Annotated in this window: 26 protein-coding genes; 11 read left to right on the forward strand and 15 right to left on the reverse strand. The window is 71.4% G+C overall.

Annotated features, from left to right (window positions below; genetic code table 11):
• Positions 1 to 6 precede the first annotated feature (6 nt).
• Entirely contained in the window at positions 7 to 537 is a 531-nt protein-coding gene (locus D0D15_RS14750) for a hypothetical protein (RefSeq protein ID WP_094006423.1), read from the reverse strand.
• Positions 538 to 1,197: 660 nt separating this feature from the next.
• Here D0D15_RS14750 and D0D15_RS14755 point away from each other — a divergent pair.
• The 3 genes from D0D15_RS14755 (at position 1,198) to D0D15_RS14765 (ending at position 3,136) form a co-directional block, all read left to right on the forward strand.
• The gene (locus tag D0D15_RS14755) at positions 1,198 to 1,575 is read left to right on the forward strand and encodes a hypothetical protein (protein WP_094006422.1); all 378 of its coding nucleotides are present in this window, start codon (positions 1,198 to 1,200) and stop codon (positions 1,573 to 1,575) included.
• Positions 1,576 to 1,820: 245 nt separating this feature from the next.
• Entirely contained in the window at positions 1,821 to 2,678 is an 858-nt protein-coding gene (locus D0D15_RS14760; protein ID WP_233157340.1) for a nucleotidyltransferase domain-containing protein, read from the forward strand.
• Positions 2,679 to 2,761: 83 nt separating this feature from the next.
• Entirely contained in the window at positions 2,762 to 3,136 is a 375-nt protein-coding gene (locus D0D15_RS14765; protein ID WP_143266211.1) for a hypothetical protein, read from the forward strand.
• On the opposite strand, the gene D0D15_RS14770 is transcribed toward D0D15_RS14765, so the two are convergent.
• Positions 3,129 to 3,842: a hypothetical protein gene (locus D0D15_RS14770; RefSeq protein WP_094006419.1), complete on the reverse strand. Its 714-nt coding sequence runs from the start codon at positions 3,840 to 3,842 to the stop codon at positions 3,129 to 3,131. The two genes, D0D15_RS14765 and D0D15_RS14770, sit on opposite strands and share 8 nt — an antisense overlap.
• Positions 3,829 to 5,064, reverse strand: a complete 1,236-nt coding sequence (locus D0D15_RS14775) for a hypothetical protein (RefSeq protein ID WP_094006418.1) — start codon at positions 5,062 to 5,064, stop codon at positions 3,829 to 3,831. The genes D0D15_RS14770 and D0D15_RS14775 overlap by 14 nt, the downstream gene beginning before the upstream one ends.
• 116 nt (positions 5,065 to 5,180) lie before the next feature.
• Between D0D15_RS14775 and D0D15_RS14780 the strand changes: the two genes are divergently transcribed.
• Positions 5,181 to 5,867, forward strand: coding sequence for a potassium channel family protein (locus D0D15_RS14780; RefSeq protein ID WP_094006417.1), 687 nt, complete (start codon positions 5,181 to 5,183; stop codon positions 5,865 to 5,867).
• On the forward strand, positions 5,864 to 6,193 hold the full coding sequence (locus D0D15_RS14785) for a contact-dependent growth inhibition system immunity protein (RefSeq protein ID WP_094006416.1): 330 nt from the start codon (positions 5,864 to 5,866) through the stop codon (positions 6,191 to 6,193). The genes D0D15_RS14780 and D0D15_RS14785 overlap by 4 nt, the downstream gene beginning before the upstream one ends.
• A gap of 71 nt (positions 6,194 to 6,264) precedes the next feature.
• Here D0D15_RS14785 and dusB read toward each other — a convergent pair whose 3' ends face one another.
• The 5 genes from dusB to D0D15_RS14810 all read right to left on the reverse strand — a co-directional run bounded on the left by dusB (position 6,265) and on the right by D0D15_RS14810 (position 15,903).
• The gene (gene dusB / locus D0D15_RS14790) at positions 6,265 to 7,410 is read right to left on the reverse strand and encodes a tRNA dihydrouridine synthase DusB (RefSeq protein WP_094006415.1); all 1,146 of its coding nucleotides are present in this window, start codon (positions 7,408 to 7,410) and stop codon (positions 6,265 to 6,267) included.
• 28 nt (positions 7,411 to 7,438) lie between these two features.
• Positions 7,439 to 7,834 carry a hypothetical protein gene (locus D0D15_RS14795; protein ID WP_094006414.1) on the reverse strand — a complete coding sequence of 132 codons (396 nt, stop codon included), beginning with the start codon at positions 7,832 to 7,834 and terminating at the stop codon, positions 7,439 to 7,441.
• A gap of 529 nt (positions 7,835 to 8,363) precedes the next feature.
• Positions 8,364 to 11,069, reverse strand: coding sequence for a glycoside hydrolase family 78 protein (locus D0D15_RS14800; protein ID WP_094006413.1), 2,706 nt, complete (start codon positions 11,067 to 11,069; stop codon positions 8,364 to 8,366).
• On the reverse strand, positions 11,066 to 14,617 hold the full coding sequence (locus tag D0D15_RS14805; protein WP_115944504.1) for a hypothetical protein: 3,552 nt from the start codon (positions 14,615 to 14,617) through the stop codon (positions 11,066 to 11,068). The genes D0D15_RS14800 and D0D15_RS14805 overlap by 4 nt, the downstream gene beginning before the upstream one ends.
• Positions 14,614 to 15,903 (reverse strand): MFS transporter, encoded by a 1,290-nt coding sequence (locus D0D15_RS14810; protein WP_094006450.1) that lies wholly within the window; start codon positions 15,901 to 15,903, stop codon positions 14,614 to 14,616. The genes D0D15_RS14805 and D0D15_RS14810 overlap by 4 nt, the downstream gene beginning before the upstream one ends.
• Positions 15,904 to 16,055: 152 nt before the next feature.
• Here D0D15_RS14810 and D0D15_RS14815 point away from each other — a divergent pair, with 152 nt between their 5' ends.
• Positions 16,056 to 17,057, forward strand: a complete 1,002-nt coding sequence (locus D0D15_RS14815; protein ID WP_094006411.1) for a LacI family DNA-binding transcriptional regulator — start codon at positions 16,056 to 16,058, stop codon at positions 17,055 to 17,057.
• Positions 17,058 to 17,203: 146 nt separating this feature from the next.
• Here D0D15_RS14815 and D0D15_RS14820 read toward each other — a convergent pair whose 3' ends face one another.
• Positions 17,204 to 17,455, reverse strand: coding sequence for a hypothetical protein (locus tag D0D15_RS14820; protein ID WP_094006410.1), 252 nt, complete (start codon positions 17,453 to 17,455; stop codon positions 17,204 to 17,206).
• Positions 17,456 to 17,535: 80 nt separating this feature from the next.
• Positions 17,536 to 18,069, reverse strand: coding sequence for a superoxide dismutase (locus D0D15_RS14825; protein ID WP_094006409.1), 534 nt, complete (start codon positions 18,067 to 18,069; stop codon positions 17,536 to 17,538).
• 58 nt (positions 18,070 to 18,127) lie between these two features.
• Between D0D15_RS14825 and D0D15_RS14830 the strand changes: the two genes are divergently transcribed.
• The gene (locus D0D15_RS14830; protein ID WP_094006408.1) at positions 18,128 to 18,643 is read left to right on the forward strand and encodes a DUF6328 family protein; all 516 of its coding nucleotides are present in this window, start codon (positions 18,128 to 18,130) and stop codon (positions 18,641 to 18,643) included.
• A 3-nt stretch (positions 18,644 to 18,646) separates the two neighbouring features.
• Here the strand turns inward: D0D15_RS14830 and D0D15_RS14835 are convergent, their stop codons facing one another.
• The gene (locus D0D15_RS14835) at positions 18,647 to 18,928 is read right to left on the reverse strand and encodes a DUF3040 domain-containing protein (RefSeq protein WP_233157339.1); all 282 of its coding nucleotides are present in this window, start codon (positions 18,926 to 18,928) and stop codon (positions 18,647 to 18,649) included.
• Between the two features lie 363 nt (positions 18,929 to 19,291).
• Here D0D15_RS14835 and crcB (D0D15_RS14840) point away from each other — a divergent pair, with 363 nt between their 5' ends.
• The 4 genes from crcB (D0D15_RS14840) to D0D15_RS14855 all read left to right on the forward strand — a co-directional run bounded on the left by crcB (D0D15_RS14840) (position 19,292) and on the right by D0D15_RS14855 (position 21,930).
• Positions 19,292 to 19,717 carry a fluoride efflux transporter CrcB gene (gene crcB / locus D0D15_RS14840; protein WP_244214959.1) on the forward strand — a complete coding sequence of 142 codons (426 nt, stop codon included), beginning with the start codon at positions 19,292 to 19,294 and terminating at the stop codon, positions 19,715 to 19,717.
• On the forward strand, positions 19,714 to 20,082 hold the full coding sequence (gene crcB / locus D0D15_RS14845) for a fluoride efflux transporter CrcB (RefSeq protein WP_094006406.1): 369 nt from the start codon (positions 19,714 to 19,716) through the stop codon (positions 20,080 to 20,082). The genes crcB (D0D15_RS14840) and crcB (D0D15_RS14845) overlap by 4 nt, the downstream gene beginning before the upstream one ends.
• Positions 20,083 to 20,325: 243 nt before the next feature.
• Positions 20,326 to 21,597, forward strand: a complete 1,272-nt coding sequence (locus tag D0D15_RS14850; RefSeq protein ID WP_094006405.1) for a YeeE/YedE family protein — start codon at positions 20,326 to 20,328, stop codon at positions 21,595 to 21,597.
• 96 nt (positions 21,598 to 21,693) lie between these two features.
• Positions 21,694 to 21,930, forward strand: coding sequence for a hypothetical protein (locus D0D15_RS14855; protein ID WP_115944505.1), 237 nt, complete (start codon positions 21,694 to 21,696; stop codon positions 21,928 to 21,930).
• Between the two features lie 270 nt (positions 21,931 to 22,200).
• Here the strand turns inward: D0D15_RS14855 and D0D15_RS14860 are convergent, their stop codons facing one another.
• The 4 genes from D0D15_RS14860 to D0D15_RS14875 form a co-directional block, all read right to left on the reverse strand.
• Complete coding sequence (locus D0D15_RS14860) at positions 22,201 to 22,407, reverse strand: hypothetical protein (protein ID WP_233157338.1); 207 nt, start codon at positions 22,405 to 22,407, stop codon at positions 22,201 to 22,203.
• Between the two features lie 28 nt (positions 22,408 to 22,435).
• On the reverse strand, positions 22,436 to 24,097 hold the full coding sequence (locus D0D15_RS14865; RefSeq protein ID WP_115944506.1) for a hypothetical protein: 1,662 nt from the start codon (positions 24,095 to 24,097) through the stop codon (positions 22,436 to 22,438).
• Between the two features lie 60 nt (positions 24,098 to 24,157).
• Positions 24,158 to 25,990, reverse strand: coding sequence for a hypothetical protein (locus tag D0D15_RS14870; protein ID WP_198958266.1), 1,833 nt, complete (start codon positions 25,988 to 25,990; stop codon positions 24,158 to 24,160).
• A gap of 156 nt (positions 25,991 to 26,146) precedes the next feature.
• Positions 26,147 to 26,425 (reverse strand): PASTA domain-containing protein, encoded by a 279-nt coding sequence (locus tag D0D15_RS14875; RefSeq protein ID WP_233157337.1) that lies wholly within the window; start codon positions 26,423 to 26,425, stop codon positions 26,147 to 26,149.
• Positions 26,426 to 26,577: the final 152 nt, after the last annotated feature.

The following is a 26,577-nucleotide window of genomic DNA, read 5'->3' on the forward strand; positions in this document are numbered from 1 at the left end:
CTGCCGTCAAGGCGTGCTGTCTAATCCGACCTGGGATGCCGCCTTCTGTATCCATCGAACAGTCGCCTCCGCCGTTGGTATCACCGGTTGACCCGCAAGCTGGTCCTCATACACATCTCGTCCGCGGTCGTACCTTGGGTCTGCCGGGACACCGTCGGCAGGGGCCCAGTACATCTCGTCCCGAGTGCCAAGCCTGCCTTGGCCAAGGATCCAAGTGCCAAGTTCACTGCCGTGGTTCCGTTGGATGACGATGGCACGTTGATGCGTCATCCGATTTCTGGCCCACCGGATTCCAGCGATCAACTGCCCCTCGGGATCGCCCTGCCTGGCCGCCCGATAACGGTCGCCGAGCAGGTCCTGAAGACCTTCGTCGCATGATCCGAGCCAGAACAAGGTCTCGCCGGTCGGCGCGTAGGCCTTGTCGACGTCGTAGCGCTCCAGGCGAAGGCGGCGAAGAGCGTCTTGGAGAGCGCGGACTGCCAGCTGTACCAGCCGCGACTCCTTGGCTCCGCCCTTGCTGACCTGCGACCCCGCCATACGTACATTTAAGCGATCCTTCCAGGGCTCCGCCCCGGACCCCGGCACCGCTTCGGAGATCAGGGAAAGTCACGACCGGTGATCTCCTCACGGCGCGCCCGAGGGCAGCCAGACCGGCCGGCACCGGTCAAGGGCGCTTCGCGGCCTCCGGCAGACCCTTGACCGGCACCACCCGGTCTGGCAGGGGTGAACCCGCGCCGCGAGGAGATCACCTCAGCCGGGGGAACTGTGCAGGTGGGAGCCCCGCATGTCGTGCCATTAGCGTGCCATTAGGGGCGGTCAACCACGGTCAACGGAGGCACACCCGGGCGAACCCGTCCCGCAGGTCAGGGCCATCGTCAAGCAAGATCAGACCGATTCCCAAGCTGAGAACGCGGGTTCGATTCCCGTCATCCGCTCTCCGCAGGTCAGAAGGGGTGCCATCCGGGTTCGGGAGGCGCCCCTTCTGCTGTCTCCAGCAACATCATGCGGCCACGGCGGTGCTCCTCGACGAGCTTCGGGAGCCGCTCCGCTCAGGCCGTCGGCCCCGGCGCACCTCCCGCTCCAACCGTCGTGACGTCATCAGCGGCCATGCCGCCCGAACCTCGCCCGAGGCTGGCTTGCGCCTGTGCAGCGCGTCCGTTCGTATGCTCTGTTCGACTCAACTCAGGGGAGATCGACATGACGTCGCTCGAGACGATGAGCGAACGGGAGTTCTTCGCGAATGTGGGGCGGCGGCCCGGCATGTTCGTCGAGCGCGGGACCTACCACGCGATCAGTTCCTTCATCACCGGATACGACCAGCACGCCATGCGCAACGGCGGCGGATGGCTGCGCGAATTTCACGACTGGGTCTTGCGGAGGCGCGGCCTCGAGAGGAGCCCTCTGGTCTGGAGCGCCGAAGTGCTGTGGCTCGCATTTCCTGATGGAGCCTTCCGCTCGCGTGGCTTCGACCTCACGGCCGACGAGAACGCGCACGCCATCAACGTGCTGTTCGAGTTGCTGGACGAGTCCCTGGCCGAACGCGAAGCCGCCGACGATGCTCCCGCGAGTGCGTAGCGGCATGTGCGATCAGGGGGAAGGCGAGCTGTGATCATCCACGGTGCGGGGGAATCCGAACAACCTCGCTGCCCGACCGCCAACACGGCACCCCGCCAACCGCCCATCGCAGCGCGCATCTGAGTCTGATTTCCCCACCAGACTCGAACGCCTCGCGCCGCTTCTGCGAGACACGTTCGCGGCGCCGGCCGGGCTCGCGTTCGGGGGACGGCGTCCCGATCAACGCAGCCGCCAGGTCGCCGAGGATGTCCCACATCCGGCAGAAGTTACCCGCCCGCAAGACGAACGCAGGGCACAGTAGTCAGGTGGACGATCGAGGGCTGGACCGGGACGGGACGATCGCGCGCGAAGGCTCTCTGGATCGCGTGTCCACAGAGTTCGCCCCCGTCGTGGAGGCGTTTCGGAGGCGCGTCGTTGGGACTTTCGTGCGGCTTCACAGCGCCTACCTCTACGGCAGCGTCCCGCGCGGCACCGCCCTCCCCGGCACCTCCGACCTCGACGCCCTCCTCGCCTTCCACGACGAGCCCACCGATGCCGACCGGCGCGAGGCCGGGCGCATCGAGGACGCCCTCGACCGCGAGTTCCCCCAGATCAACGGCGCCGGCATCCAACTCGACAGCGCCCGCACACTCCTCAGCGACGCCGAGCGCCACGACGGCGGCTTCTTCGTCGCCTGCCTGTGCACGCCCCTCCTCGGCCGCCACCTCGCCGAGCACCTGCCCCGCTATCGCCCGACGTCGGTGCTCGCGCGCGAGACGAACGGCGATCTCGGAGCGCTGCTCCCGGACTGGCGCAAGCGCGCCGCCGAGGTGACCGACCGCGAACGCCAGACCCTCAGCCGCACGGTCGCGCGCCGGATCGTCCGCACCGGCTTCACCCTGGTCATGCCCCGCTGGGGCGGCTGGACGAGCGACCTCGCCCGATCCGCCGAACTCTTCGGCCACTACTACCCGGACCGCCGCCAACAGATGCGCACCGCCGCCCGGACCGCCCGCGAACCCACCGCCGACCCGGCGATCCTCGCGATGCTGATCGACGACCTGGCCCCCTGGCTCGCCGCCGAGTACACCGCCACCCACGGTGAGCGGACACCACGGCCCTGAGTCCGCACAGGACAACGCCCCGGGATCACTCCGACGTGGTCTTCGCCCTGCGCGCCGCCGCCATCCGGCCTAGCTTGGGTCGGATGGTGCGCCGTGTTCTCGCAACGACCTTGATCGCCCTCGCCGCCGCCGGCTGCTCGTCCGGTGGCGACGACCAGGCCGCGCCCACCTCCGCGCCGCCCACCAGCGCCGGCGCGTCGATCGTCGACGTCGCCTACCGGAACGGGCAGGTGGATCCCGCGAACCTCGTCGTGCCGGGGAAGGTCGGGCAGCCGCTCCAGGTGAACGTCACCTCGGACCGCGCTGACGACATCGTGGTCGACGCCTACCCGGACGCGAACGCCGACGTCGCCCCGGCCGAGCCCGAGGACCTCGACGTCACCCCGACCCGCACCGGCACGTTCACCATCCGGCTCGCCGGTGCGAACGTCACCCTCGTCACCGTCGAGGTCAGCTGACCAGTTCCCGGAGCGGCCCCGACAGCCGGGCCGCGAGCGCCACGTCGACCTGTCCTGCCTCGGCGAGCAGCAGTTCCACGACCGCCCCGAACGCGCGCCGCAGCTCGGCCGGCTCCACGGTCCGGACCAGGGTGTCCGCGAACGGCGCCACGACCTCCGCGGGCAGGTCGTCCACGCCGCGTCCCTGCACGGCCGGCACCCCGTGACGCAGGCACGCCAGCGCGAGCACCTGATCACGTGCGCCGCTGATCATGTACTCCGCCTGCCACACCCGGCCCCGCGCGATGCTGGACCGCGCGGGCAACCCGTACAGCCACGCCATGCCCATCAGGTGCTCCGCCGACGGCGGCTGAATCCGCGGCGGCTCGTGCGGCATGCCGAACAGCGTCCGAAATGTCGGACCAGTCGGGCCGAACTCGGCTTCCGGCCAGAACGCGATGTCGACCTGGAGCGTGTCCGGCAGCAGGAACACCCGGAACACGCCGAGGTCCAAGTGGTGGATCGCGCGGTACATCCGGTCGGTCCAGTCCGCCACGACCTGCTCACGGTCCTCAGCTACCGCGAGCGCCAGGTCGATGTCCGACCACTGGTCCTCTCGTCCAACGGACGCGGACCCGGTCAGCGCCGCACCGCTGACCCGCTCGTCGGCGTGCGCCACCGCGATCAAGGCGTCGCGCAAGCGCGCACGACTGTCAGGGGTGAACACGATCGCCCTCCTTCGGCTCGGCGCGGACCGTCCACCGCGCGGCCGCCCGCAGCGCCAGCAGCAGCGGCACCGAACCGCTGTCGGTGATCAGCGCGGGCAGGGACGGCAGGTCCGCACCCGCGGCCAGCTCCCGCCCGTACGCCGCGAGGTCGATCTCCACGAACCGCATCGCCGCCGTGAAATCGCGCTCCGACCGGCTCGGACGGCGCGTCACGAGGTCCTGCCGCGTCACCGACAATTCCGTCAGCCCGAAGAACTCCGACTTCGCACCGCGGTCCATCCAGCGGGCGAACCCGGTGATCGTCGTGCGCACGATCTCGTCGCGGCGCAGCCCGGTCTCCTCGCACAGCTCGCGTTCCATCCCGGCGCGGACCACGTCGTGCAGGTCGTCGCCGTCGAGGTCGCGCGGCTCCAGCGATCCGCTGCCCGACGGGGCGAGCAGCGACTGGCTGGCCGAATTCCGGTTGGACTGGAGCACCACCAGTACGCAGCCGTCGGTGGTGACCGCCACCGTTGACACCCCGACGATGTCCGCCAGCCGGCTCTCGGCGAGCGTGTGCAGCCGGCCCGCGGTGTCGACCATCATGTGTCGTCGCAGGTCGAAGACCTGGTCGGTGTCCCGGCGCGCGATCCGCAGGGTCGCCAGCTCGTTGGAGCACTGCGCGTCGAAGAACCGGGTGCGCTGCAGCCGGATCGGCGCGCCGTGCCCGACCGACGGCAGCGGCTCACCCCGCATGCCGACCACCTTGCCGTTGAACAGCAACCGGCCGTGCGCGCGCAGCGGCAGCACGTACGGCGCGGTGGCCTTGAGTTCGGCGGGCAGGCGATACGGGTCCGGCGCGACCTCGACCGAGAACCGTTGTGTCCACAGTGCTCGGTCGATGGCATCGCTGACCAGGGCGGTTCCGCGTCCGGTCAGGTGGAGGTACCGGGCTTCGGGGTAGCTCGCGGGCGGTGGGACGTCCGTGTGCGGGAAGGGCGCGGCGATCGCGGCGAACTCGTAGGCGGCCCAGCGGCCGCGGAGCATGCGGATGTCGCGGGTGAGGGTCAGGACGCCGAGCGCGAGCGCGACCCCCGAGAGCACGATGCCGACGGCGCTGGGCACGAGCGTGACGAGGCCGAGCAGCACGCCCAGGGCGGACACGAACACCGGCCATTCACGCGAGCCGATGAACCAGAAGTAGTCGGCCTTCGCCCTGGCGCGGTTGGTCAGCTTGCCCATCGATCATGGTGTCTACCAGAAAGCGGGTAACGATCCGGGCGAAATGATCCGGATCACCGCGCCGGTCCGTGCGACGATCGCGCCGACCGACGGGAGTGGGACATGTGGGAAAGCGCATGGAGTGGCCGCTGACGGGCGTCGCGGTGGTGTTCCTGGCCGCCTACGCCTGGCCGATCCTCCAGCCGTCGCTCGGGAGCACCGGCCGTCTGTGGTGCGAGGTCGTCACGTGGCTCACGTGGGGGCTGTTCGCGCTCGACTACGTCGTGCGACTGGTCCAGTCGCGCGACAAACCGCGTTTCCTCCGGCGGCACGTACTGGACCTCCTGGTCATCGTGCTCCCGCTGCTCCGCCCGCTGCGCCTCGTCGCGATGCTGAACGTCCTCAACCGCACCGCCGCGCTCGCCCTGCGCGGACGGGTCGTCGTGTACTTCGTGGGCGCGACGGTGCTGATCGTCTTCTGCGCGGCCCTCGCCGTGCTCGAAGCGGAGCGGCCGGTCGAGGAGGCCGGCATCAAGACCTTCCCGGACGCGCTGTGGTGGGCGATCACGACGATCACCACCGTCGGCTACGGCGACCGCTACCCGGTGTCGGGCACCGGGCGGTTGGTCGCGGTCGGGCTGATGGTCGCGGGCATCGCGCTGCTCGGCGTGGTGACGGCGACGTTCGCGTCGTGGCTGGTCCGCCGGGTGGAGGAGGTCGAGGCGACGGCGCAGACCGTGACGCGCGCACAGATCGCCGAGCTGAGCCGCGAGATCGCCGAACTGCGCGCCGCCCTGGGCGCGAGCGAACGGAAGGACCCGTGACGGGCCGGTCGCTGGAGCAGCTCGAGGACGACTACTGGGGCGACCCGCCGCCGGACACCAGCTACCTGATCCGGACCTGCTACCGGATGCGCCAGGTCCCGCTGGACGAGCTGGACGCCGAGGGCGTGCGCATCCTGCTCGGGCAGCAGATCGGGGTGCCGTACCTGGTGCCGCGCGCGCTCGAGATCCTCAACCGGGACCCGTTCGCGGAAACCCACTTCGGCTACCTGGTCGACGCGCTCCGCCGCATCCCGGAGGACTACTGGGCGGCCAACCCGGTGCAGCACGCCGATTTCGACCGCGCGAGGCGGCGCGCCGGGCGCTAGCCGCCCGGATCAATGTCCTCGGATCGATCACCTGGGCGATTCCCGTGGACCTCGAGCGACTGTGCCGGACGTCAGCCGCCCGAGTGCATGTCCTCCGCTTCGGGCACCAGGTCGTCGTCCGGGTTGTTCAGCCAGCCGTGTGGCAGCGTGACCTTGCCGGGTGAGCCCTGGCGTCCGCGCGGGCCGAGGGCGTCCGCGGGGAACGGCGCCGCGTGGTCCAGCTGGGCGATCAGCTCGTCCAGCTCGTCCATCGACGACACCATCGCGAACCGCCGCCGCAGCTCGGATCCCACCGGGAAGCCCATGAAGTACCAGGCCATGTGCTTGCGCAGGTCGCGCATCGCCTTGTCGTGGCCGTCGTGCTGGATCAGCAGCTCCGCGTGCCGCCGCAGCACCCGCGCGACCTCGCCCAGGCTTGGCCCCTCCGGGATCGGGCGGCCGGCGAACGCGGCCTCCAGCTCGCCGAACAGCCACGGCCGGCCCAGGCACCCGCGTCCGACGACCACGCCGTCGCACCCGGTCTCGGCCACCATCCGCAGCGCGTCGTCGGCGGTGAAGATGTCGCCGTTGCCCAGCACGGGGATGGTCCGCACGGCCTCCTTCAGGCGGGCGATCGCGCTCCAGTCGGCCTTGCCGGAGTAGCGCTGGGCGGCCGTGCGGGCGTGCAGCGAGACCGCCGCCGCGCCCTCGGCCTCGGCGATGCGGCCGGCGTCGAGGAAGGTGTGGTGGTCGTCGTCGATGCCGATCCGGAACTTGACCGTGAACGGCACGCCCGCGGCCTCGGCCGCCTCCACCGAGGCCCGCACGATCTGCGCGAACAGCTTCCGCTTGTACGGCAGCGCCGCGCCGCCGCCCTTGCGGGTGACCTTGGCGACCGGGCAGCCGAAGTTGCTGTCGATGTGGTCGGCCAGCCCCTCACCGACGATGATCTTGACCGCTTCCCGCATGGTCTTCGGGTCCACGCCGTAGAGCTGCATCGACCGGGGGTATTCGCCCTGGTCGAAGGCCATCATGTGCATGGTCCCGGGGTGCCGCTCGACGACGGCGCGCGCGGTGATCATCTCGCACACGTACAGCCCGGCGCCGTACTCGCGGCACAATCGCCGGAACGCGACGTTCGTGATGCCGGCCATGGGCGCGAGCACCACTGGGGGATCGACCTCGTACGGGCCGATCTTCAGTGCGGGCTTGCTCAGGGTCGCGGTCACGTCCTCCATTGTCGCTGGTGACTCGCGCCACCCGCAGTCAGGCCCGTTCGACTGCCGGGATGTCGGCGGTGATCCGGGATTTCGGACGAGGTGCGGTGACGGTCCACAGAATCTTCCCGTCTGGGTGGATCCCGCCGATGCAGGTCAGGCTCCGGCAGACGACCTGCGCGGCGTGGCCCGCGGACCCGAGTTCGACCTTCAGGTGCGGGATGTCGACGGTGGGGCTCCGCAGGATCTGGTCCTCCGCGCGGCCGACCACCAGGCCGGTGAACCACAGCTGATCGAAGTGCACCGACAGCACGCCCTCGAACAGCAGCTCGACCGGCTCGTCGGGGTCGTCGTCGGTGCGCAGGACCAGCTCCGAGTGCTCGACGCCGTAGCGCCACACGCGGAAGGCCCGGGACGAGCTGAACAACGGCTCCGGCTGGTTCATGGCCCCCAGTATGGGTGCCGATGACGCGCCCCGCGGGGTGGCTGTCACCGGAGTGGTTGACGTCGGTGCGCTCGGGTAGCGGTGGTTGGCGGGGGTTCGGTCGGGTGGCGGTACGGCCGTCGCTGGGGTGGTTGATGCCGGTTCGCTCCGGTCGCGGTGGTGGCTGGCGCGGCTTCGGTCGGGTGGTGGGGGCGGCTACGGCCGGGGTGGTTGACCCCGGTTCGTTGGGACGGCGCGGGTGCGATGGCGGTCGGGGCGGCTGGCGCGGGTTCGGTCGGCTGGTGGGGCGGCTGCGGCCGGGATGGTTGATGCCGGCTCGCTCGGGTCGCGGTGGTGACTGGAGTGGTTGGCGGGGGTTCGCTCTCGTTGCGGTGGAGCCGTGGCTGGGGCGGATTCAATCGGGCGGCGGGGCGCGACTGGAGTGGTTGATGCCGGCTGACTCCGGTAGCGGTCCGGCCGTGCCGGAGTGGCCGTCGCCGGGGTGGGCGACGGCCGGCTCGCTTCAGCAGCCACCCCGGGCGACGCGGGCTCACTCCAGCAGCTTCTCCAGCGCCTGCCGCGCGACCGACCCATCGTCGAGGGTCTTCATCGCCAGGAAGTCCGCCAGTTCCGGCGCCGGGCGGTCCAGGTAGCGGCCCGCCCGGTGCGCGGCGTCCACCGCGTCCTCGGCGAGTCCGTGCTCGACCAGCAGCGACACCGCCTCCGCCCACTTCGGCGAGCCGATCAGCTCACGAATGGTCCGCACGTGTGGCTGCGACAGGCACGGGTCGTCGACCGTCCAGCTGTGCGTGCCGTGCCGGACCTCGGTCACCGGGCCGCCGGGCACGTGCACTTCGGCCCGCGTGCCGGGCGGAACCACGACGTCCAGGGTCAGCTGCCCGTCCGCCCGCCGCCAGGCCACCGAAGCCGCACCAAAGGGCGTCTCGTGGCGGGCCGAGGCGTGGGTGAGCGCCGCGTCGGGCAGCGGGCGCACCACCATCGACCGGTACCCGGGCGCGGCCGGCGCCAGCCCGGCGACCGTGCGGTGCATCCAGTCGGCCACCGCACCCAGCGCGTAGTGGTTGAACGAGGTCATCTCACCCGGGTTGATCGACCCGTCCGGCAGCATGCTGTCCCAGCGCTCCCAGATCGTCGTCGCGCCCATCGTCACCGGGTACAGCCACGACGGGCACCCCCGCTCCAGCAGCAGCCGGTACGCCAGCTCCGGGTACCCGGCCGTGGTCAGCGCGTCCGTGATCAGCGGCGTGCCGACGAACCCGGTCGCGATGCGGAAGCCGTTGGTGCGCACGAGATCCGCCAGTCGTCGACCCGCGACCGCCCGCTGCTCCTCCGTCGGCAGCAGTGCCCACTCGATCGCCTGCGCGTACACGGTCGGCGCGTCGGAGAGCACGCGCCCCGACCCGGTGACGTACTCCCGGACGAACGCCGCGCGCGTCTCCTCGGACAGCGTCCGGTATTTCGAACCGTCCCGGCCCAGCACCTCAGCTGCCGCGGCCACGATCTCCGCCGAGCGCACGAGATACGCCGTCGCGACCACGTCGGAGTCGGCCTTCGCCGCGAACGGGTCGTCCGGCGGTGCGGTGGGGTCGAGCCAGTCGCCGAACTGGAACCCGCCCGCCCACACGCCGTCGGTGGTCAGCGACGCGATCTTGTCGACCCAGCCGCGCATGCTGTCGAACTGCCGCGCCAGCACCTCGGCGTCGCCGAACCGCTGGTAGAGCACCCACGGCACGATCACCGCCGCGTCACCCCAGGCCGTCGCGGTCGGGCTGTCGCCGGGCAGCACGTCCGGGATCACGAACGGCACCGCGCCGTCCGGACGCTGATCGGCGGCGAGGTCGGCCAGCCACGAGCGCAGGAACCCGGCGCAGTCGTAGAGGAAGCTCGCGGTCGGCGAGAAGACCTGGATGTCGCCGGTCCAGCCGAGCCGCTCGTCGCGCTGCGGGCAGTCGGTCGGCACGTCGAGGAAGTTGCCGCGCATGCCCCACACGACGTTCTCGTGGAACTTCTCCAGGTCCGGGTCCGAGCAGCTGAACCAGCCGGTGCGGCGCAGATCGCTGTGCACCACCACGGCTTCCAGGTCCGCGGCTCGCAGATCGTCCACTCCGGACACCTCCGCGTACCGGAACCCGTGGAACGTCAGGCTCGGCTCCAGTACGGTCTCGGCGTCGCCGGACAGGACGTAGGTGTCCGTCGCCTTCGCCGACCGCAGCGGCCGCACGCCCAGCTCGCCGTCCTCCAGCACCTCCGCGTGCCGCACGGTGACCTCGCGGGCGTCCCGCACCCGCAGCCGCACCCAGCCGACCACGTTCTGCCCGAAGTCCACCAGCGTCTTCCCGGACGGCGAGGCCCACACCCGCACCGCGGGCACCACCTCGGTCACCCGCACCGGCGGGCCCTCGGGCGCGACGAGCCGGCCGAGGTCGGCGTCCACCACCTCGACGTCGTCCGCTTCGGACTCGGTCAGCGTCAGGTCGGTGTGCTGCCCGTCGTACAGGTCGTCGGAGGTGATCCGGCTCTCCGTCGCCGACCACCGCTCGTCGGTGCCGATGACCTCGGTGGTGCCGTCGGCGTAGGTCACCTCCAGCTGCGCCAGCAGCGCGAGCCGGTCGCCGTAGAGCGCGCGGCGGCCGGACCAGGTGAGCCGCCCGCGGAACCAGCCGTTGCCGAGCAGGAACTCCAGGTCGTTGGTCCCCTCGCGGAGCAGCGAGGTGACGTCGTGGGTCTGGTAGCGCAGCCGGTGCGCGTAGCTGGTCCAGCCGGGCGCCAGCACCTCGTCACCGACGCGGGAACCGTTGATCGACGCGGTGTAGACGCCGTGCGCCGTCGCGTACAGCCGGGCGGACACGATGCCCGGCCGCAGCTCCACGCGGCGGGTGAGGATCGGCGCGCGCTGCCCGATGCCGCCGATCGTGCGCGGGCTGATGAACCGCGCCGACCAGTCCTCCGGCCGCAGCAGGCCCGTTTCCACCGTGGCCGGCTCGGACCACTCGTCGCCGACGCGCACCCGCACGGTCGCCCTGGTCCGCGACGGCAGCGGCTCGAACGGCCACGGCACCAGCACCTGGTCGGCCGATTCGACGCGCACCGTCGTCGACCCGTTCAGCTCGACCTCGTACGCGGTCTGCGCCCAGTCCGGGTCGTCCGTGCGCACCTGCCAGGACAGGCGGGGTGTGCCGGTGCCGATGCCCAGCGGGACGTCGTGGTGCTCGAAGCGGACGGCGGTGACGGTCAACGATCGCTCTCCTTCTCGTGCTGTACCAGCCGCACCGGCCCGAACAGGCCCGTGCGGACCTGCCCGGCGGCCACGGCCATCGTGGGCGACGCGTCGTCGAGGTACCCGGCGAGCGTCCCGCGGACGACGATTTCCAGTTCGTTGACGCCATCCCGGACCGCGTCCGAGATCTCGGACCGCCAGGGTCCCCAGACCAGGCGGTCGACGAGCCGGCCGTTGACCACCACGTCGGCCGTGCCGCGCACCTCGCCGAGGTCGAGCACGACGCGGCCGGGCAGCGCCTCGAACGTGGTCCGGTACCGGACCAGGCCGCCGAGCGCACGCAGTCCGAGGTCCTCCCAGCTGTGCAGCTCGACCGGCGCTTCGGCGGTCTCGACCTCCAGTCCCGCGTCCAGCAGCGCGCCACCCCGGCGCCCGTCCACCGCGCGGAACCGCAGCTCGACGGGGGTGCCGGCGCGCAACGGCTTGGGGAAGCGGACTCGCTGGTCGACCGGCTTGTACTCGGCCTCGCCGATCCGGACGACCACGTCGAGATCGGTCGGGACGCGCAGCCCCTCCGGGCCGAGCGGGGCCGGGAAGGTCAGCGTCTCGGTGCGTTCCGCGCCCGGCGCGACGTCGGGGATCACCGGCACGACGACCTCGCCGGGCGCGGCGGCGGGCTCGAGCCAGTGCGCGCCGGGCAGCGGGTGCGGCCGCGCCCACCGGCACAGGAACCGCGGGTCGCGCCGGTGCAGGCGACGCACCTCGCCCCAGTCCGGTCCGCTGACCAGGCGCGGATCGCGCGAGTCCACGGCGACCGGGCCGGTCGTGATCAGGGTGAGCGTGTTCTCCCCGGGGCGGAGGTGTTCGCGCAGGTCATACGGGTGGATGCGGATCTCGCGGAACCCGGGGTAGGGGTTGAAATCGCCCTGCCTGCCCACCTCGGCGCCGTTGACGAGGACTCGGCAGGCCTCCTCGCTGGCGACCTGCACCGTTGCGTCACTGGGCATCTCGTCGAGGTGGAAGGTCCGGTGGATCTCCCCGCCCGCCAGCCATTCCGGCCTGCGGTAGGCGGCGGGAGCGGTGACCACCGCGAACGACGCCCGCAGTGGGCCGTCCTGGTCCGCGGTGAACTCGATCTCCACCCGCACCGTCCGTCCGGCCGGAAGCGGGCTGAACGACTGGTACCTCGGCCGGTCGACCGGCACCTCCGCACCGTCCACGAACACCCGCCGCGCCGCGCTCGCCCCGACGGCGAGGAACAGACCGTCGCGCTCGGGCAGGGGCAGATACGTTCGTATTCCGACCGTCTCCCCGGTGCGCACGTGCCGCCAGTCGAGGAACTCCTCGGGCACGTAACCCTTGGGGCCCAGCGCTTCCGCGTGCCCGGGGTCGTCGCGGATGCCGCGGGACAGCGACCACGTGACGGGCCGCCACCCATCGGCGTCCCGGGCTTCCGCGAACACGCCGTACCCGGCCAGCTCGTCACCCAGCCGCCAGACCTCGATCGGCAGCACGCCGGTGCGGGACGGCGCGGCCAGGTCGCCGTGCCGGTTGTCCAGAGTGGACTCCGCCAGCCCGCGCCAGTCGTCCAGGAGCACCGACCGCACCACCGGCCCCGGCGGCCTGTGCGTGGCCGCGGGCAGGTCGTCGCCGAAGACGAGCAGCGTCATCGGCCCGTCGGTGAAGGCGACCTCGACCGAGCCGTGCACGACTGGGACGTTCGTGCGTTCCCCGGTGCGCGGGTTCCACTGCTGGGCCCGTCCGGTCACCCCGCTGACCCGCGCCACCCGGTCCGAGGGCGACACGAACTCGTACCCGTTCGCGCGCAGCTGCCGCCAGTACTCGTCCCAAGGAAAACCCGTGTCCGTCCAGCCTTCGCGGTCGAGGTCGACGATCGGCGCCCGGGTGCCGCTGCGCTCGTCGTGCGCGGTCAGCAGCAGGACGTGCCGGTCGCCGTGCCGCCGGACCAGGAACGGCACGTCGGACCGGATCCGGGATTTCGGAAGCACCGCCGGAACGTCCTCGGGCTCGGCGACCGTGATCGCGCCCGCCACTGCGCCGCCGCCCACGCAGACGACGGTCCCGCCGGCCGCGGCGAACTCCGCGAGGCGAGCGGCCGCGGCGGGGAGCAGCAGTTCGACCTCGGGCAGCACCACCGCGCGGTAGGTCTCCGCCCCGATCCGCAGCCCGTCGGCGGTGACCTCCCCGGAGGCGATCGTGGCCTCGTCGAACGTGTCGTGGTCGATCCCGGCGCGCTCCAGCACCCCGCGTTCCTCGGCGAACCAGGTGCCCACCCCGTTGAGGGCGTGGAACGTGGCCGCCGCGCGCTCCGCGGGCGGCAGCGGGCCGTCCAGCGTCAGGTAGGCCTGAGCGGTGCTGGTCGGCGACAGCAGCACCACGTCGCAGCAGTGCGTGCCCGCCGTCAGCACCGAGCACAACCGGCTCACCGCGCCGGAGAACTGCGAGTACGCGGGCCAGTACGGCTGCCGCCAGCAGGTCGACGGCGGCGCCCACTCCCACCAGCCGCCCGCCGTCGAGTAGTACACCGCGTGCGGGTCGTAGAGCGTGGCACCGCGGCGCAGGAACGGCGCCAGCCAGTCGTAGGTCTCCTCCAGCGTGCCGCCCCAGCCGGAGGAGTGGAACGCCTCGATCCAGGTGCGCGGATGCCCGTGCGCGTGGGCGAGCGAGCTGTGCACCTTCGCGTCGCCCCAGTGGTCGCTGCCCGGCGCGCCGAACCCGGAGTGCGTGCCCAGGTAGTCGCCGTAGATCCGGACACCGCCCACCGGATCGCCTTCGCGGGCCGGGCTCGCCTGGTCGAACCCGCAGATCAGACCGCGGTGGCTGAGCCACTGAGCCAGTGGACCGAAGAACGCGCGCCGCGCCAGCCGGGCACGGTGTTCCTGGTAGTCCCGGCGGATCCCGGCCGACTCCGCGTCGTCGCCCGCGTACAGCGCGGACAGCCGCGGCACCAGGTCGTAGCCGTACTCGGCCGCGAAGGTCTCCGCGAAGTCGTGCCCCCAGGTCGGCAGCGGTGGCAGCTCGTCCTGGAAGAAGCCCGGGATCACCGTGCCGAACCAGCGGCCGACGTGCCGCTCCAGCACGCCGTGCACCTGGTCGAGCAGCGCCGCGCAGGCGTCCGGGTTGAAGTAGTCGAAGCCGCTGACGCGGTGGCTGATCGTGCCGTCCGGGTCCCGGTGCAGGGCGAGCCCGGCGAACTCCGGGCGGGCCGCGGTGAGGCGGCCCTGGAAGTTCGCCCCGGAGAACCCGATCTGGTCGTACATCCACAGCTGGAACCCCAGCTCGGCGGCGTCGGCGCAGGCGCCGTCCAGCAGCTCGATCCACTTCGGACTGAGGAACGGCGGATCGTCGGCCAGCGAACCGAACATCGGGCCGGTCGGCGCCAGGCACATCACCACCGCCTGCCGGACGCCCTGCGACACCAGCTGTTCCATCTGCCACCGGATCCGGTCCCCGGTGACCCGGCCGCCGCTCCACCACCAGATCGGCAGCGGCGAGAACTCGGGGCCGGGATCGGTGAACCGGGTCAGCAGCTCGTCGGAGCTCATGCGGTGGTGCGCTCCGCCTCGATCTGCTCCAGCGACTTGCCCGAGGTGTTCGGCATGAAGAAGAACCCGACGCAGCCGCTGATCACCAGGAACAGCGTGAGCAGACCGCCGGCGAGGGTGAACCCGCCGCTGGCCAGCGTCGGCAGGAAGAAGCTCCACACACCCAGCAACGTCCGGGCGACGCCGAAGGTGAAGCCCTGCGCGGTGCCGCGCAGCATCGTCGGGAACAGCTCCTGGCTCCACACCTTGTAGAACGCCTCACCGGCGAGCGAGCAGCCGACGCCGAACAGCACGATGTTGGCGATGATCACCGGGACGTTGAACGGCAGCACCACGTAGAGCCCGTAGGCGACGATCTGCATGATCGCGCCGATGCCCCACATCCACTTGCGCGTGTGGTGGCTGCGGTCGGCGAAGCGCATGAAGACCAGCGTGGTGACCAGGATGCCGATCACGAACCCGGCGCAGGACAGCGCGACGCTGGCCGCCTGGCTGCCCGCGTTGAGGGTCTTGATGACGTACGGCGTGAAGATCCCCGACGTGCCCGCCGCGATGTTCCAGAACACGTAGACGAGCCCGGTGAACAGCAGCGCCTTGAGGTGGGCGCCCCGAAAAAGCGCTTTCAGCTGGTACTTGACGTCCTTCGTGGACGCGGCCGACGTCCAGCGCGCGGATTCGGACAGGCCGCGGCGCATCGCCCAGGTGACCAGCGCGATCACGAACAGGTGCAGGAACACGATCCGCGTGCCCAGCAGGTCCAGCGGGGTGAGCGCGAGCGACAGCAACAGCACGATCACCGGGCCGAGGTTCCACGCGACCTGGGTGAAACCGAGGAGCTTGCCGCGTGCCTTCGACGGGGAGAACTCGCCGACCAGCGCCAGCGACGTCGGCACGTCCGCACCGACCGCGACCCCGACGACGAACGTGCCGATGAACAGCATCGGCGTGTTGACCGCGAGCGCGATGCACAGGATGCCGGCCGCGTAGACCAGCAGGTCGTACTTGTAGATCCGCTTCCGGCCCAGCTTGTCGCCCAGCCGGCCGCCGATGAACGCGCCGATCGCACAGCCGATGGCGTTCGGGCCGATCGCGGCGAGCGCGCCCACCGCGCCCTCGGACAGGCCGAGGTAGCTCTGGAAGAGGGCCAGACCGGCACCGAGGGCGACGATCGACCCGGCATCCAGGTAGGAGGCCATGCCCGCGAGCACGGACCACCGCCACTGCTGACGGCTGATCGTGCCGCCGTCTTCCACGGCGCTCGCGCCGACCGCTTCGCGTGAGGTCATGTGGTTCTCCTCGTCTTCCTTGACGCGGGTCACATTTTGAAACGTATTAAGCGGGCAGGTTAGCGTGTGGGTGGGGGAATAACAAGCTTCCGTTCGGCCCATTGAACGTTTCATGCGTGCTAGGCTCGTAGCCTGGCAGATCGAGGGGACGCATGGTTGGCATCAAGGATGTGGCCCGGCGCGCCGGGGTCTCCATCGGCACGGTGTCCAATGTGGTCAACCGGCCGCACATCGTTTCCCCGGCCACCCGCTCACGCGTGCTGTCCGTCATCGAGGAGCTGGGCTACGTCCGCGACGAGTCCGCTCGGCAGTTGCGGGCCGGCCGCAGCCGCATCATGGCGCTGCTCGTGCTGGACCTGGCGAACCCGTTCTTCGTCGACGTCGCGCGCGGAGCCGAACAGGCCGCCCACGACGCGGGGCTGAGCGTCATCACGTGCAACAGCGGGCAGCGCGTCGACCGCGAGGAGTCGTATCTGTCGCTGCTGGCCGAGCAGCGGGTGCGGGGGTTGTTGCTGAGCCCGGTCGACACGTCCGGCGCGGCGCTGGAGACGTTCCGCCGCAGCGGAATCCCGTACGTGTTCGTGGACCGGAAGGTGCCCGCGGACGAGGCGAGTTCGGTGTCCGTGGACGACCTCGCGGGCGGTGAGCTGGCCGGGCGGCACCTGCTGGAGACCGGGCACCGGCACATCGCGTTCGTCAACGGGCCGCGGATACTCACGCAGTGCCGCGACCGGGAACAAGGGCTGCGGACCGCGCTGGAGGGGTCCGGGGCCGAGCTGTCGGTGATCGAGACGGCCGAGCTGGACGTGGTGTCCGGGCGGGACGCGGGCGCGCGGCTGCTGGGCGTGAGCCCCCGGCCGACGGCGGTGTTCTGCGCCAACGACCTGCTCGCGCTGGGCGTGCTGCAGGCGATGGTCGGCGCGGGCGTTCGGGTGCCGGACGAGATGGCGATCGTGGGCTACGACGACATCGAGTTCGCCGGGGCGGCGGCGGTGCCGCTGACGTCGGTGCGCCAGCCCGCGCGGCGGCTGGGCCAGACGGCGGCGGAGTTGCTGATCGCGGAGACGGCGGACCCGGAGAACCGGCCGGCGCACCGGTCGGTGGTGTTCAAGCCGGAGCTGGTGGTGCGGGCGTCGACGCAGTCGCGCCGGTGAGGGCTTCCGGGCGGCGGCTCGGGTGGCGCCCGGCAGTTTCGAGCTGATTCCCCCGTGGGCGGGCAGGCGCGCCTCGCGGGCTCCGGTGCCCGCGCGGGCCAGCGTTCCGCGCCGGAGCGGTGGCACCGGGTGCCGCCCGCGGCCCGTCAGTGTTTGGCCACGTAGCGGCGCCAGAGCCGGCGTGGCTCCGGCTCGCGCGGTGCGGGCACCAGCAGGTGCGTCAGGCACTCTTCGCAGGTCTTGCCTGGTGGTGCGGTCATCGCGGCGGGGAGGAATCGTGCGCCGCACACCGATTCCAGCTCCAGGCCCGCCGCCATCGCCGTGTCGGGAACCGCGTGCTCGGCCGTGCCGTCCGCGCTGGTCACCCAGACCGGATGGTCGTCCGGGGTCGCTTCCATCGCTTCTCCCCTCCGCCGCTGCTCCGTCCGGACCTACCCGCGGGCCGCCGGCTCAAGCCGGATTCACCTGGCCGTGGCGGTCACCTCGGCCCGAACTCGAGGTTCAGGCAGGCCAGCCGCCCGCCCGCCGTCCCGGCGTGACCCGGGCCCGTGTGCGTGTGCGTCTCGTGGATGACCACCGACGCCGGCAACCGGTCGCCGTAAGTCCAGTCCACGTGTGAAACCGCGAACCCGCTGCCGTTCGCGGTGGTGGTGAAGTCGAGCCAGATCTCGTTGCGCGGGTTGGCGTACGCCGGGTCGGTCGAGGGCTGCACCGGGTCCGGCACGTGCTGGTAGTGCGGCCCGGAATCGCTCGGCGACGGCCCGCACGGCTTGGTGTGCACGTGGGCCCCGTACTCGCGGGCGGGCAGCAGACCGCGCACGGAAAGCGCCGTCAGGGTGCCCGCCGCCGACGCCGTGAACGCCCGCGCCGTCGCCCCCTCCGGCACGAGGGCCGTGTCGTAGCGCACGACGGAGGTGCCGACGCCCACCTGCGCGGCGGGTGCGGCGGCGGCTTCGGCGGGTGACAGGACCGGCAGTGCGGCCGCGGCGAGGACCAAGGGGACGATTCGCATGATGTTCCATTTATCGGTCATTCTGTGACCGCGCAAATCCTCCCATAGGCTGATCTCCGTGAGCGGCCCTGACGAAGAGACACCGAACCAGCGCCTCGCGCGGAACGTGAACGAGCTTCTCGGCGAGCTGCGAGTGGCGCAGGCCGGGGTGCAGATCCTGTTCGGCTTCCTGCTGACGGTCGTGTTCACCGGCGAGTTTCGCGCGGCCAGCGGGTTCGAGAAGGCCGTGCACCTGGTCGCGGTGCTGCTCGCGGTCGTCTCCACGGCGCTGCTGTCCTCGCCCGCGGCGTGGCACCGGATCCTGTTCCGCGCCGGCCGCCGCGACGACATCCTGCGCGCGGGCAACCGCGCCGTCCTGGCCGGCCTGGTCTGCCTGGCGGCCGCGATCACGGCGACGGTGTCGCTGATCGCGAAGGTGGTCTACGGCCCGATCGCGATGGCGATCGTCGGCGGGCTGGTCGGTATCACGTTCGCGGTGCTGTGGTTCGTGGTCCCGAACTTCCTGTCGAACCACGCGCAGCAGGACACCCGCCCGTCACCGGTGCCGCCGAGGGACTCCGCCGCGGCGGAGTAGCGGTCACAACCGGTGCAGCCAGGCGCGCCAGATCAGCGCCGTCGGCAGCACGGAGGTGAACACGGTTCCGATCACGAACAGGACCAGCGTCTGCGACTGGGCCGCGGCCACCAGCAGGAACAGGCCGATCACCAGGGAGCCGAGGATGCACAGGACGGACAGCAGGATGCCGGACACGCGCATCGGCCGGAGTTCGGCCAGTCGCTGCGCCAGGCGCGGGTTCTCGGCGGCCAGTTGCCGCTCGATCTCCGAGAGCCGTCGCTGTTCTTCACCGTGGAGTGCCATCGCCCGCACCGCCTCTACCGACCAGTATCGCTCGCCGACGGCTCCTTGTCACGGGTGTGATCTGCGTTGTTCTTCTGCCGCTGCCCGATGCGCGCTCACCCTGAGTAGGTAATATTACCTCCCGTTAACCCGATCGCGGGAACCAAAGGGCGAGGGGAGAGCGTCCGATCCCGCGAGAACGAACCGTGTGGGAGTGCACGCGCGGGCGAGGGAGAAGGTGCTGTGATGAGCAAGACCGACGAGCGCGTCATCGGTGACACGCCGATCTTCGAGGCGCTGCGCGAGGAGTTCGACTTCGACCGCCTGCTCGAGGACCTGGTCGAGGAGCCGAAGCAGGCCGAGTGAGACGTTACGGTGGTGGCTGTGAGCGGTGATCCCGGCACGGCCACCACCACGCGCCGATCGCAGGCCCCGGTCGTGGCGGCCGTCGCGATCGGCGGTGGAATCGGTGCGCTGGCCAGGTACGAGCTGACCGCCGCCTGGCCCGCGGCGCCGGGTCACTTCCCGTGGGCGACGTTCGTCATCAACGTCACCGGCTGTTGCCTCATCGGTGTCCTGATGGTGCTGGTCACCGAGGTCCGCCCGGCGCACCGCCTGGTCCGGCCCTTCCTCGGGGTCGGGGTGCTGGGCGGGTTCACCACGTTCTCGACCTACGCCGTCGAGATCCACGGGCTGCTCGCGCCCGGTTCGGCAGGTGTGGCGTTCGCCTACCTCGGCGGGACACTCCTGGCGGCGATGCTCGACGTGCTCGCCGGTGTCGCCCTGACCCGACGGCTGGCCCGCCGATGACGGCCGTGCTCGTCGTCGCCGGCGCGATGGTCGGCGCGCCCCTGCGTTACCTCACCGACCGCGCGGTGCGATCGCGGTACGACGGGCCGTTCCCGTGGGGCACCTTGCTGGTCAACGTCGCCGGGTGCCTGATCCTCGGCGGCCTGACCGGCGCCGGATCCGCGCTGCCCGCCCCGATGCTCGCGCTGCTCGGCACCGGGTTCTGCGGCGCGTTGACCACGTACAGCACGTTCAGCTTCGAGACGCTGCGGCTGGTCGAGCAGAAGGCGTACTTCTCCGCGGTGGTGAACATCGTGGTCAGCGTGGCCGCCGGACTCGGTGGCGCGTATGCCGGATTTGCCGTGGCGCAGGCGTTTGTGGCATGACGTCCACCTCGCGCCTTCGGCAGGGAACTGCGCGTTGAACACGGTTCCCGGCACTGCCTGGTTGACCGGGCGGATTCGTGATCACTGCCGGTTGCGGACCCCGCCCTCGAGCGGGGTCGAGGTGGCAGATGTGACCGAGTAGGCCCGATGGCGTACCGCACTCTGGGATGACCTGGGCGAACGGTTCACGGAGTCTTAACGTGGTCCGTGGTTCGTCCCCATGGCCCCGTTTTGGAGTGCTCTGTGTCCGCTGTCACCGACCGGCAGCCTGCCGGCAACTTCCTGCTGCGCTCGCCCACCTCGTGCGCCGCGCCGATACCGGAGCCCGAGGAGCCGGTCCGCAAGGTCCCGCTCGCCGTCTCGGCCGCCGGGTCGGTCGCGTTGAGCTGGTACGTCTGGGCCACCTACGGCGGCAAGTTCGGCGCCCTGCTGGTCATCGGGCTGTTCCTCGGCCTCGCGCTGTACCACTCGCGCTTCGGGTTCACCTCGGCCTGGCGGCAGCTCATCGCGGTCGGCAACGGCGAGGGCCTGCGCGCCCACGCGCTGCTGCTCGGCACGGCCGCGACGTTGATCGCCCTGCTCATCGGCACCGGCACCGGCCTGTTCGGCACCACGCCGAAGGCCACGGCCGGCCCGATCGGGCTCGCGTTGTTCGTCGGGGCCGCGCTGTTCGCGATCGGCATGCAACTCGGCGGCGCGTGCGCGTCCGGCACGTTGTTCGCGGTCGGGTCGGGGCAGTCGTCGATCGTGCTCACGCTCGGCGGGTTCATCGCCGGGTCGGTGTTCTACACCTGGGCGTTCCCGATCTTCGACGGCTGGCCGCAGGTGACCGGCGTGCTGCTCGCCGACCACGTCGGCTGGTTCGGTTCGTGGGCCATCACCATCGCTGTGCTCGGGCTGGTCGTCGTCGCGACCCGGGTCGTGCAGGCGCGCCGCAACCCGCCGCCGGTGGGTGTGCCGCCGACCGCGAAGGGCGTCGCGCGCGTCTTCCGCGGCTCGTGGCCGCTGCTGGTGGGCGCGGTCGTGCTGGCCGTGCTCGCCGCCGCGGTCGTGCTCGTCTCCGGCGGCACCTGGGGCATCACGTTCGCCTTCGCCCTGTGGGGCGCGAAGTTCCTGCAGCTGATCGGCCTGCACCCGGAAACCTGGGAGTTCTGGCAGACCACCAGCAACGCCAAGTCGCTGGCGAGTCCGATCTGGACGGACAAGACCAGCCTCACCGACATCGGCATCATCCTGGGCGCGGCGGTCGCGGCCGCGGCGGCGGGCACGTGGAAGATCCACTCGGAGATCCCGTGGCGCACGGCGATCGCGTCCGTCCTGGGTGGAATCCTGATGGGCATCGGCGCCCGTCTGGCCGGCGGCTGCAACATCGGCGCCTACCTGGCCGGTATCTCCACCGGCAGCCTGCACGGCTGGTTGTGGGGTATCTTCGCGCTGGGTGGCACGTGGATCGGCCTGAAGCTGCGGCCGCTGTTCGGGCTCGCCAACCCGAAGCCGGCGGACTCCATCTGCTGAGTTCCCAAGCCCTGGAATGGCAGGACAACCACCCGGTTGTCCTGCCATTCTTCGTTGCGGGGAAAGGAAAATCCCCGACAACAGAAAGGTGGGAACATGAAGCAGACCGTGATCCGGGGCCTCGTCGCGAGCGCCCTCGCCGGGGCGGCCCTGCTCGGCGCCGCGGCCCCCGCGCTGGCCGCGCCCGCGCCGGGTGACGTGGCGGTCGTGGACGAGCCGGACACGTCCAACCTCGACAACGCCTACACCTTCGCGCCGCTGGGCGTGCCGGTGATCGGGCTGATCCGCTCCATCAACGCGGCGCCGGGCAAGCTCCTGCCGAGCTTCGGCTGAGGTTGAACACGGAAGAGCCCCGCGCCACCCACCTGGCGCGGGGCTCTTCCGGTTCGGGCCACTGGGGAGGGTTGCAGGTGCCGGCGCTGCCAGGTGCCTGGCGGGGCGCGCACATCGTCGGCCGGTGAGTTGCGGAGGGGCTGGGCCGCTGGCTCGGCGCCGCGTTCTGCCTGGTGCGGGACCCAGGAACTGTCGGTCGCGCCTCGGGTGGGCCGGGCTGGAACACGGAAGAGCCCCGCGCCACCCACCTGGCGCGGGGCTCTTCCTCGGTCAGCCCGCCAGTTCGGTCAGCAGGCCGTAGACCGGGACCAGCGCCGTCGTCGGCAGGCCGATCGTCGGGTCGAGCAGTGGGCCGGCGTCCACGCCCGGCACGACCCAGATCGGCACCTCGTCGGCGCTCGCGACGCCGCCGCCCAGCCCCAGTGCCGCGGCCGCGATCACACCGCCGGCCAGCACCCTCACCACACTCCTGCGCACTTGCACTCTCCTTTCTGCTCCGCCCGTCTCAACCGAGCGGAAAACTGATCGGCACGACCGTCCCCTGTGGAACGAAGAACCCGAGCCCTTCGCCGGGGGAGTCCATGCCCGGCGCGTGCGGCTGTCCCGGCGCCATCGGCATCGCGTTGACCTGCGCCGACGCGAACAGCTGCACCCGCGGCGCCTCCGGCTGCTCCGGGCCGAGCCACTGCCGGAACCCGGTCATGGTCGCCGCCTCGCCGGGGAAGGCATTGTCCAGCGCCACGGCATAGCTCACCGCGGCCTGCTCGCGCGGGTCGAACCGCAGCGGCACCGTCGAGCTGGCCACCGTGTTCACCAGCGGCCCGGTCAGCAGCCACGGAGCGACGTACAGCCCGTACGGGTACGCCGGCCGTTCCCGCTGCGCCGCGGCCCGCCCGTCCAGCGCCGCGGCCGCCTGTGCCCAGCCCGCGACCACCACCAGCGCGGCGCCGTCCGGGCGCACGGTGATTCCGTCAGCCGCGGCGGCGTCCCGGACGACCCGGCCGGCCGCGGCGCCACGCGGCGACGAATCGTCCACGACGGTGATCGACTGGGTCTTCCGGTCGGCCAGGAAACCGACCAGCTTGCGCAGCGCGTCGGCGTCCGCTTCGGACAGTGCGTCCGCCGGGCAGTTCGTCAACACGTCCTTCCGCCCCGCGACCAGGCCGCCGAGCGCGGTGGTCGCGCACTCGGGCCCGTCCGGCCCCGACGCCGTTCCCAGAGCGGCCAGCGAACCCGTGTCCACCTCGACCGTCCGGCCACCCACCACCAGCTCGCTGCGTCCCGCGGGCAGCTCGACCTCGGCCCAGAAACCCGAGGCACCAGGCCGCGCCACCGCCGGGACGGCCGGCCCGTCCCCGACCCGGGCCGAGCCCGCGGTGGGCAGGTGCACCAGGTTCACCCCCGGCCGCTGCGGGCTGACCAGCACCGGCGTGCGACCCGCGTCGGCGAGCAGCGGCACGCCCGGCACCGGCAGGTCGGCCGGTTCCGGCAGGGCCACGAACGCGCTCCACGCCACGAACGCGGCCGCGACACCGACGACCGCCACCCGCCGCCACAGCACGGCCGCCACGATCGGCAACACGAACGCGGCCAGCAGCGCGATTCCGAACCCCGTGTCGTAAAGCCGCCGGTCGAACGCCACACCGGACAGGACCAGCTGCACCGCGCCCGCCAGCGCCACCACACCGCCGAGCGTCCACGACAGCGGCCCGAGCCGCGGCGTCTCCGCCCGCGCCAGCGCCAGCGACGCCAGCCCGAACCAGACGGCCGTCGCCGCGACGTACACCGTGTCGATCGCGAACTCCACCCCGGACCGGCCGAGCGCGGTCTCCAGGATCAGCAGCACCAGCAGCGCGGTGGCCACCCAGCGGCCCACCGGCGGCCGCCGCGCGGTCAGCACCGGCACGGCCAGCACCAGCAGCGCGTGCACGACGGCCCCGACGACGTTGACCGCGAAGGCCACCGCCGACACCACGGCCAGCACCGCCGAGAGCCCGCCGAGAACGACGGTGACCTGCCACAACCGGCGGGGCAGCGTGTCCACCTGCGGCCGCAGCAGCCCGACCCCCGCGACGAACGCCGTGGCCGGCAACAACACCAGCCGCACGATCAGCGCGGCCAGATCCAGCCCGGCCGAGCCGGTGACCGGATGGGACCCGTGGTCCATGACGTACCTCTTCCGCGCGCCGCCCGTGCGGGGCCGGGCCCGGCCCCGCACGGAGAGCGCTTACTTCACGTCCGCGTCAGCGACGACGAACAGTTCCGAGTGGGGCTTGGCGTTGCCGAAATCGCCGTGCGGCCACGACTTCCGGTTGAAGTTGATGCCCACCTGGCCGGTGAACTCGTCGCGGAAGTCCTGGTCCACCGAGGCCTTGCCGTCCGGCGTCAGGTTCACGATGTTGACCTTGTGGTCACCGTCCAAACCGGACCGCGCCACGAAGTAGTTCGACACCGCGAGCCGGTCCGGCGAGGTGATCTCGTGGTAGAAACCGTCCTCGCCCAGCTCGAAGTTGTCGTAGGCGCCCCAGTGCGGGCCGGCACCCGGGGTGCCCGGGTTGATCGGCGCCGCACCGGCGAGCGTGGGCAGCACCCCGTTGTCCGCGCCGCTGCGCGCCTGCTCCTTCGTCTGGATGCCCGGACCGGCCCAGCCGGGACCCTGCGCGAGCAGGTTCTCGATGTTCAGGATGTAGACGCCGCCGGTGGTGCCGGGGTCGTCCGGCCCGAGCGTGCCCTTCTGCCGCCCCTGGATGGCGCGGTAGAGGAACCGGTCGTCCGGGCTGGTCTGGATCCAGCCGCCGTTGGAGCTGGCGCCGATGCTGTCGTTGTTGCCCAGCGCCCGGTTCGCCGCGCCGTCGTCCCACACCTGGTACCAGTGGGGCTCGGCCTTGGTGATGTCCGGCGTGTAGAACACCGCGCCGCCCTGCATGGTCTGGGCGAACGCGCCCTTGTGACCGGGCAGGTTCGTCACCGTGGTCTCCATGACCGCCCGGCTCTCGGCGTAGAGCGGGTCGTAGTCGCCGGCGCGGGGGCCGTCCGGCAGGTACGACACGGCCTTGAGCTTCGGGTTGTTGCGGTCGGAGATGTCCCAGGTCCGGACGGTCGGCCGGCGCAGGTACGGCGACGGCTGCTTGACCGGGTCGAGGATGATGTTCCGCGGCTCCGCGTAGTCGCTGGTGACCAGCGTGTTCAGGTCCTCACGGGCCTGGATGCCGTGCGGGTTGGCGCAGGTCGGCTGGCCCAGCGTCGGCAGGTTCTCGCACAGCTTCGCGTTGTCGCCCTGCGGGGTGGCCGCCGAGGTCTGCGACAGCACCTGCGCGTTCTCGTCGAAGCGCACGACCTCACCGGGGCTGCCGGCGAACCCGTTGCTGATCACGGTCTGGCCGTTGGCGTAGGTGTACGGGCCGGGCGCGACCGGGCCACCCATGTACGTGCCGTAGGCCGTGCCGTCCTTGAGCACCCAGTAGGCGTCCGGCACGGACCCGCCGAGCGTCTGGGTCGGCAGGCTGACGCCCTTGAGCTTGAGCTGCGGCAACGCGCTCACGTCGAACGCGTACGTCGCCGCGGCGAACAGCGCGCCGGCGTAGATCGTGTCGCCCTTGTGCCACACGTACTGCATGTGGTGCGGCTCGTTCTCGACCAGCGGGCCGACGGTGGCGGTGTTGACGACCTTGCCGTACGTCGGCGAGCCCTTGGTGGCGTCGATGACGGCGAGGAAGTCCGGGCCGGGCAGGGCGTTCTTCGCCTTGTTCAGCCCGCCGCTGATGGTGCCGGGCAGGTTCTTGACGTCCTTGACGACCGTGTCGGCGATGTTCTCGTCACCGGCCCAGACGAGCAGCCATTCCTTGCGCTGCCCATTGTTTTCACTGCGAATTTTATTGCCGTCGACGAGGTGGTTCTCCACCCAGTACTGTTTTCCGTCCGCCCCGGTTTTCGAGTCGGTGACCACCTGCACGTCGGCGTAGGCGCTGCTCGTGCCGGTGTAGGTCACGGCGCCGGCGGCCAGTGCGACGGCCACCGTGCCGATCGATATCTTTCGCCATGACGGCGATTTCAGGCGCATGCCTTCTCCATGTTCCGTTCCCTGAATCTGTGCCCCGGAAATGGGCGGAACGGAATGGTTCCGTGCGGCGCCGACGGGTGTCAAAGCAGTGTCAAAGGCTGGGAATCACCCACCGGAATAGTTCCCGGTGTCACTCTTTCGAGTGAGGAAACCCGATCAGGCGGGCTGCAGGGTGTCCGCTTCTTCGGTCGGCGGCGGCGTGATCGGATCGTCCGACGGGCGGCGGCCGTGCTGGGTGATCAGGACGACCGTGGCGCCCTGCTCGGCGCCGGCCGTGCCGATGGGCGCCTGCGCGACGACCACGCCGTCCTCCGGCGCCGGCATCCCCTCGGGCCCGGCGGGGACCAGCCCGGCACGGCGCACGATCGCGCACGCGTCGTCCGCGCCAAGACCCACGACGTCGGGCACTTCGACTACCGGGCGGTGTCGCCGCATGCGACCAGTCTAGGCGCAGATCGACGACGTTCGCCGGAGCGCGGAACCGGGTATACCGGACGGGTCGACCACGACCGAGGAGGACGTCATGGTGCATCCCGTGCCTCCCGGTCCCGAGCCCATCCCGCCCGGGCCGGGTCCCGAACCGGTGC

This window comes from Amycolatopsis thermalba (assembly GCF_003385215.1).
GTDB lineage: Bacteria > Actinomycetota > Actinomycetes > Mycobacteriales > Pseudonocardiaceae > Amycolatopsis_E > Amycolatopsis_E thermalba.

Bases quoted from the DNA above. Each gene is read 5' to 3' on its own strand.
- D0D15_RS14750 (WP_094006423.1), bottom strand. From the start codon at position 537: ATGGCGGGGTCGCAGGTCAGCAAGGGCGGAGCCAAGGAGTCGCGGCTG.
- D0D15_RS14755 (WP_094006422.1), top strand. From the start codon at position 1,198: ATGACGTCGCTCGAGACGATGAGCGAACGGGAGTTCTTCGCGAATGTG.
- D0D15_RS14760 (WP_233157340.1), top strand. From the start codon at position 1,821: ATGTCCCACATCCGGCAGAAGTTACCCGCCCGCAAGACGAACGCAGGG.
- D0D15_RS14765 (WP_143266211.1), top strand. From the start codon at position 2,762: ATGGTGCGCCGTGTTCTCGCAACGACCTTGATCGCCCTCGCCGCCGCC.
- D0D15_RS14775 (WP_094006418.1), bottom strand. From the start codon at position 5,064: ATGGGCAAGCTGACCAACCGCGCCAGGGCGAAGGCCGACTACTTCTGG.
- D0D15_RS14780 (WP_094006417.1), top strand. From the start codon at position 5,181: ATGGAGTGGCCGCTGACGGGCGTCGCGGTGGTGTTCCTGGCCGCCTAC.
- dusB (WP_094006415.1), bottom strand. From the start codon at position 7,410: ATGGAGGACGTGACCGCGACCCTGAGCAAGCCCGCACTGAAGATCGGC.
- D0D15_RS14795 (WP_094006414.1), bottom strand. From the start codon at position 7,834: ATGAACCAGCCGGAGCCGTTGTTCAGCTCGTCCCGGGCCTTCCGCGTG.
- D0D15_RS14805 (WP_115944504.1), bottom strand. From the start codon at position 14,617: ATGAGCTCCGACGAGCTGCTGACCCGGTTCACCGATCCCGGCCCCGAG.
- D0D15_RS14810 (WP_094006450.1), bottom strand. From the start codon at position 15,903: ATGACCTCACGCGAAGCGGTCGGCGCGAGCGCCGTGGAAGACGGCGGC.
- D0D15_RS14815 (WP_094006411.1), top strand. From the start codon at position 16,056: ATGGTTGGCATCAAGGATGTGGCCCGGCGCGCCGGGGTCTCCATCGGC.
- D0D15_RS14820 (WP_094006410.1), bottom strand. From the start codon at position 17,455: ATGGAAGCGACCCCGGACGACCATCCGGTCTGGGTGACCAGCGCGGAC.
- D0D15_RS14825 (WP_094006409.1), bottom strand. From the start codon at position 18,069: ATGCGAATCGTCCCCTTGGTCCTCGCCGCGGCCGCACTGCCGGTCCTG.
- D0D15_RS14835 (WP_233157339.1), bottom strand. From the start codon at position 18,928: ATGGCACTCCACGGTGAAGAACAGCGACGGCTCTCGGAGATCGAGCGG.
- crcB (WP_094006406.1), top strand. From the start codon at position 19,714: ATGACGGCCGTGCTCGTCGTCGCCGGCGCGATGGTCGGCGCGCCCCTG.
- D0D15_RS14855 (WP_115944505.1), top strand. From the start codon at position 21,694: ATGAAGCAGACCGTGATCCGGGGCCTCGTCGCGAGCGCCCTCGCCGGG.
- D0D15_RS14865 (WP_115944506.1), bottom strand. From the start codon at position 24,097: ATGGACCACGGGTCCCATCCGGTCACCGGCTCGGCCGGGCTGGATCTG.
- D0D15_RS14870 (WP_198958266.1), bottom strand. From the start codon at position 25,990: ATGCGCCTGAAATCGCCGTCATGGCGAAAGATATCGATCGGCACGGTG.
- D0D15_RS14875 (WP_233157337.1), bottom strand. From the start codon at position 26,425: ATGCGGCGACACCGCCCGGTAGTCGAAGTGCCCGACGTCGTGGGTCTT.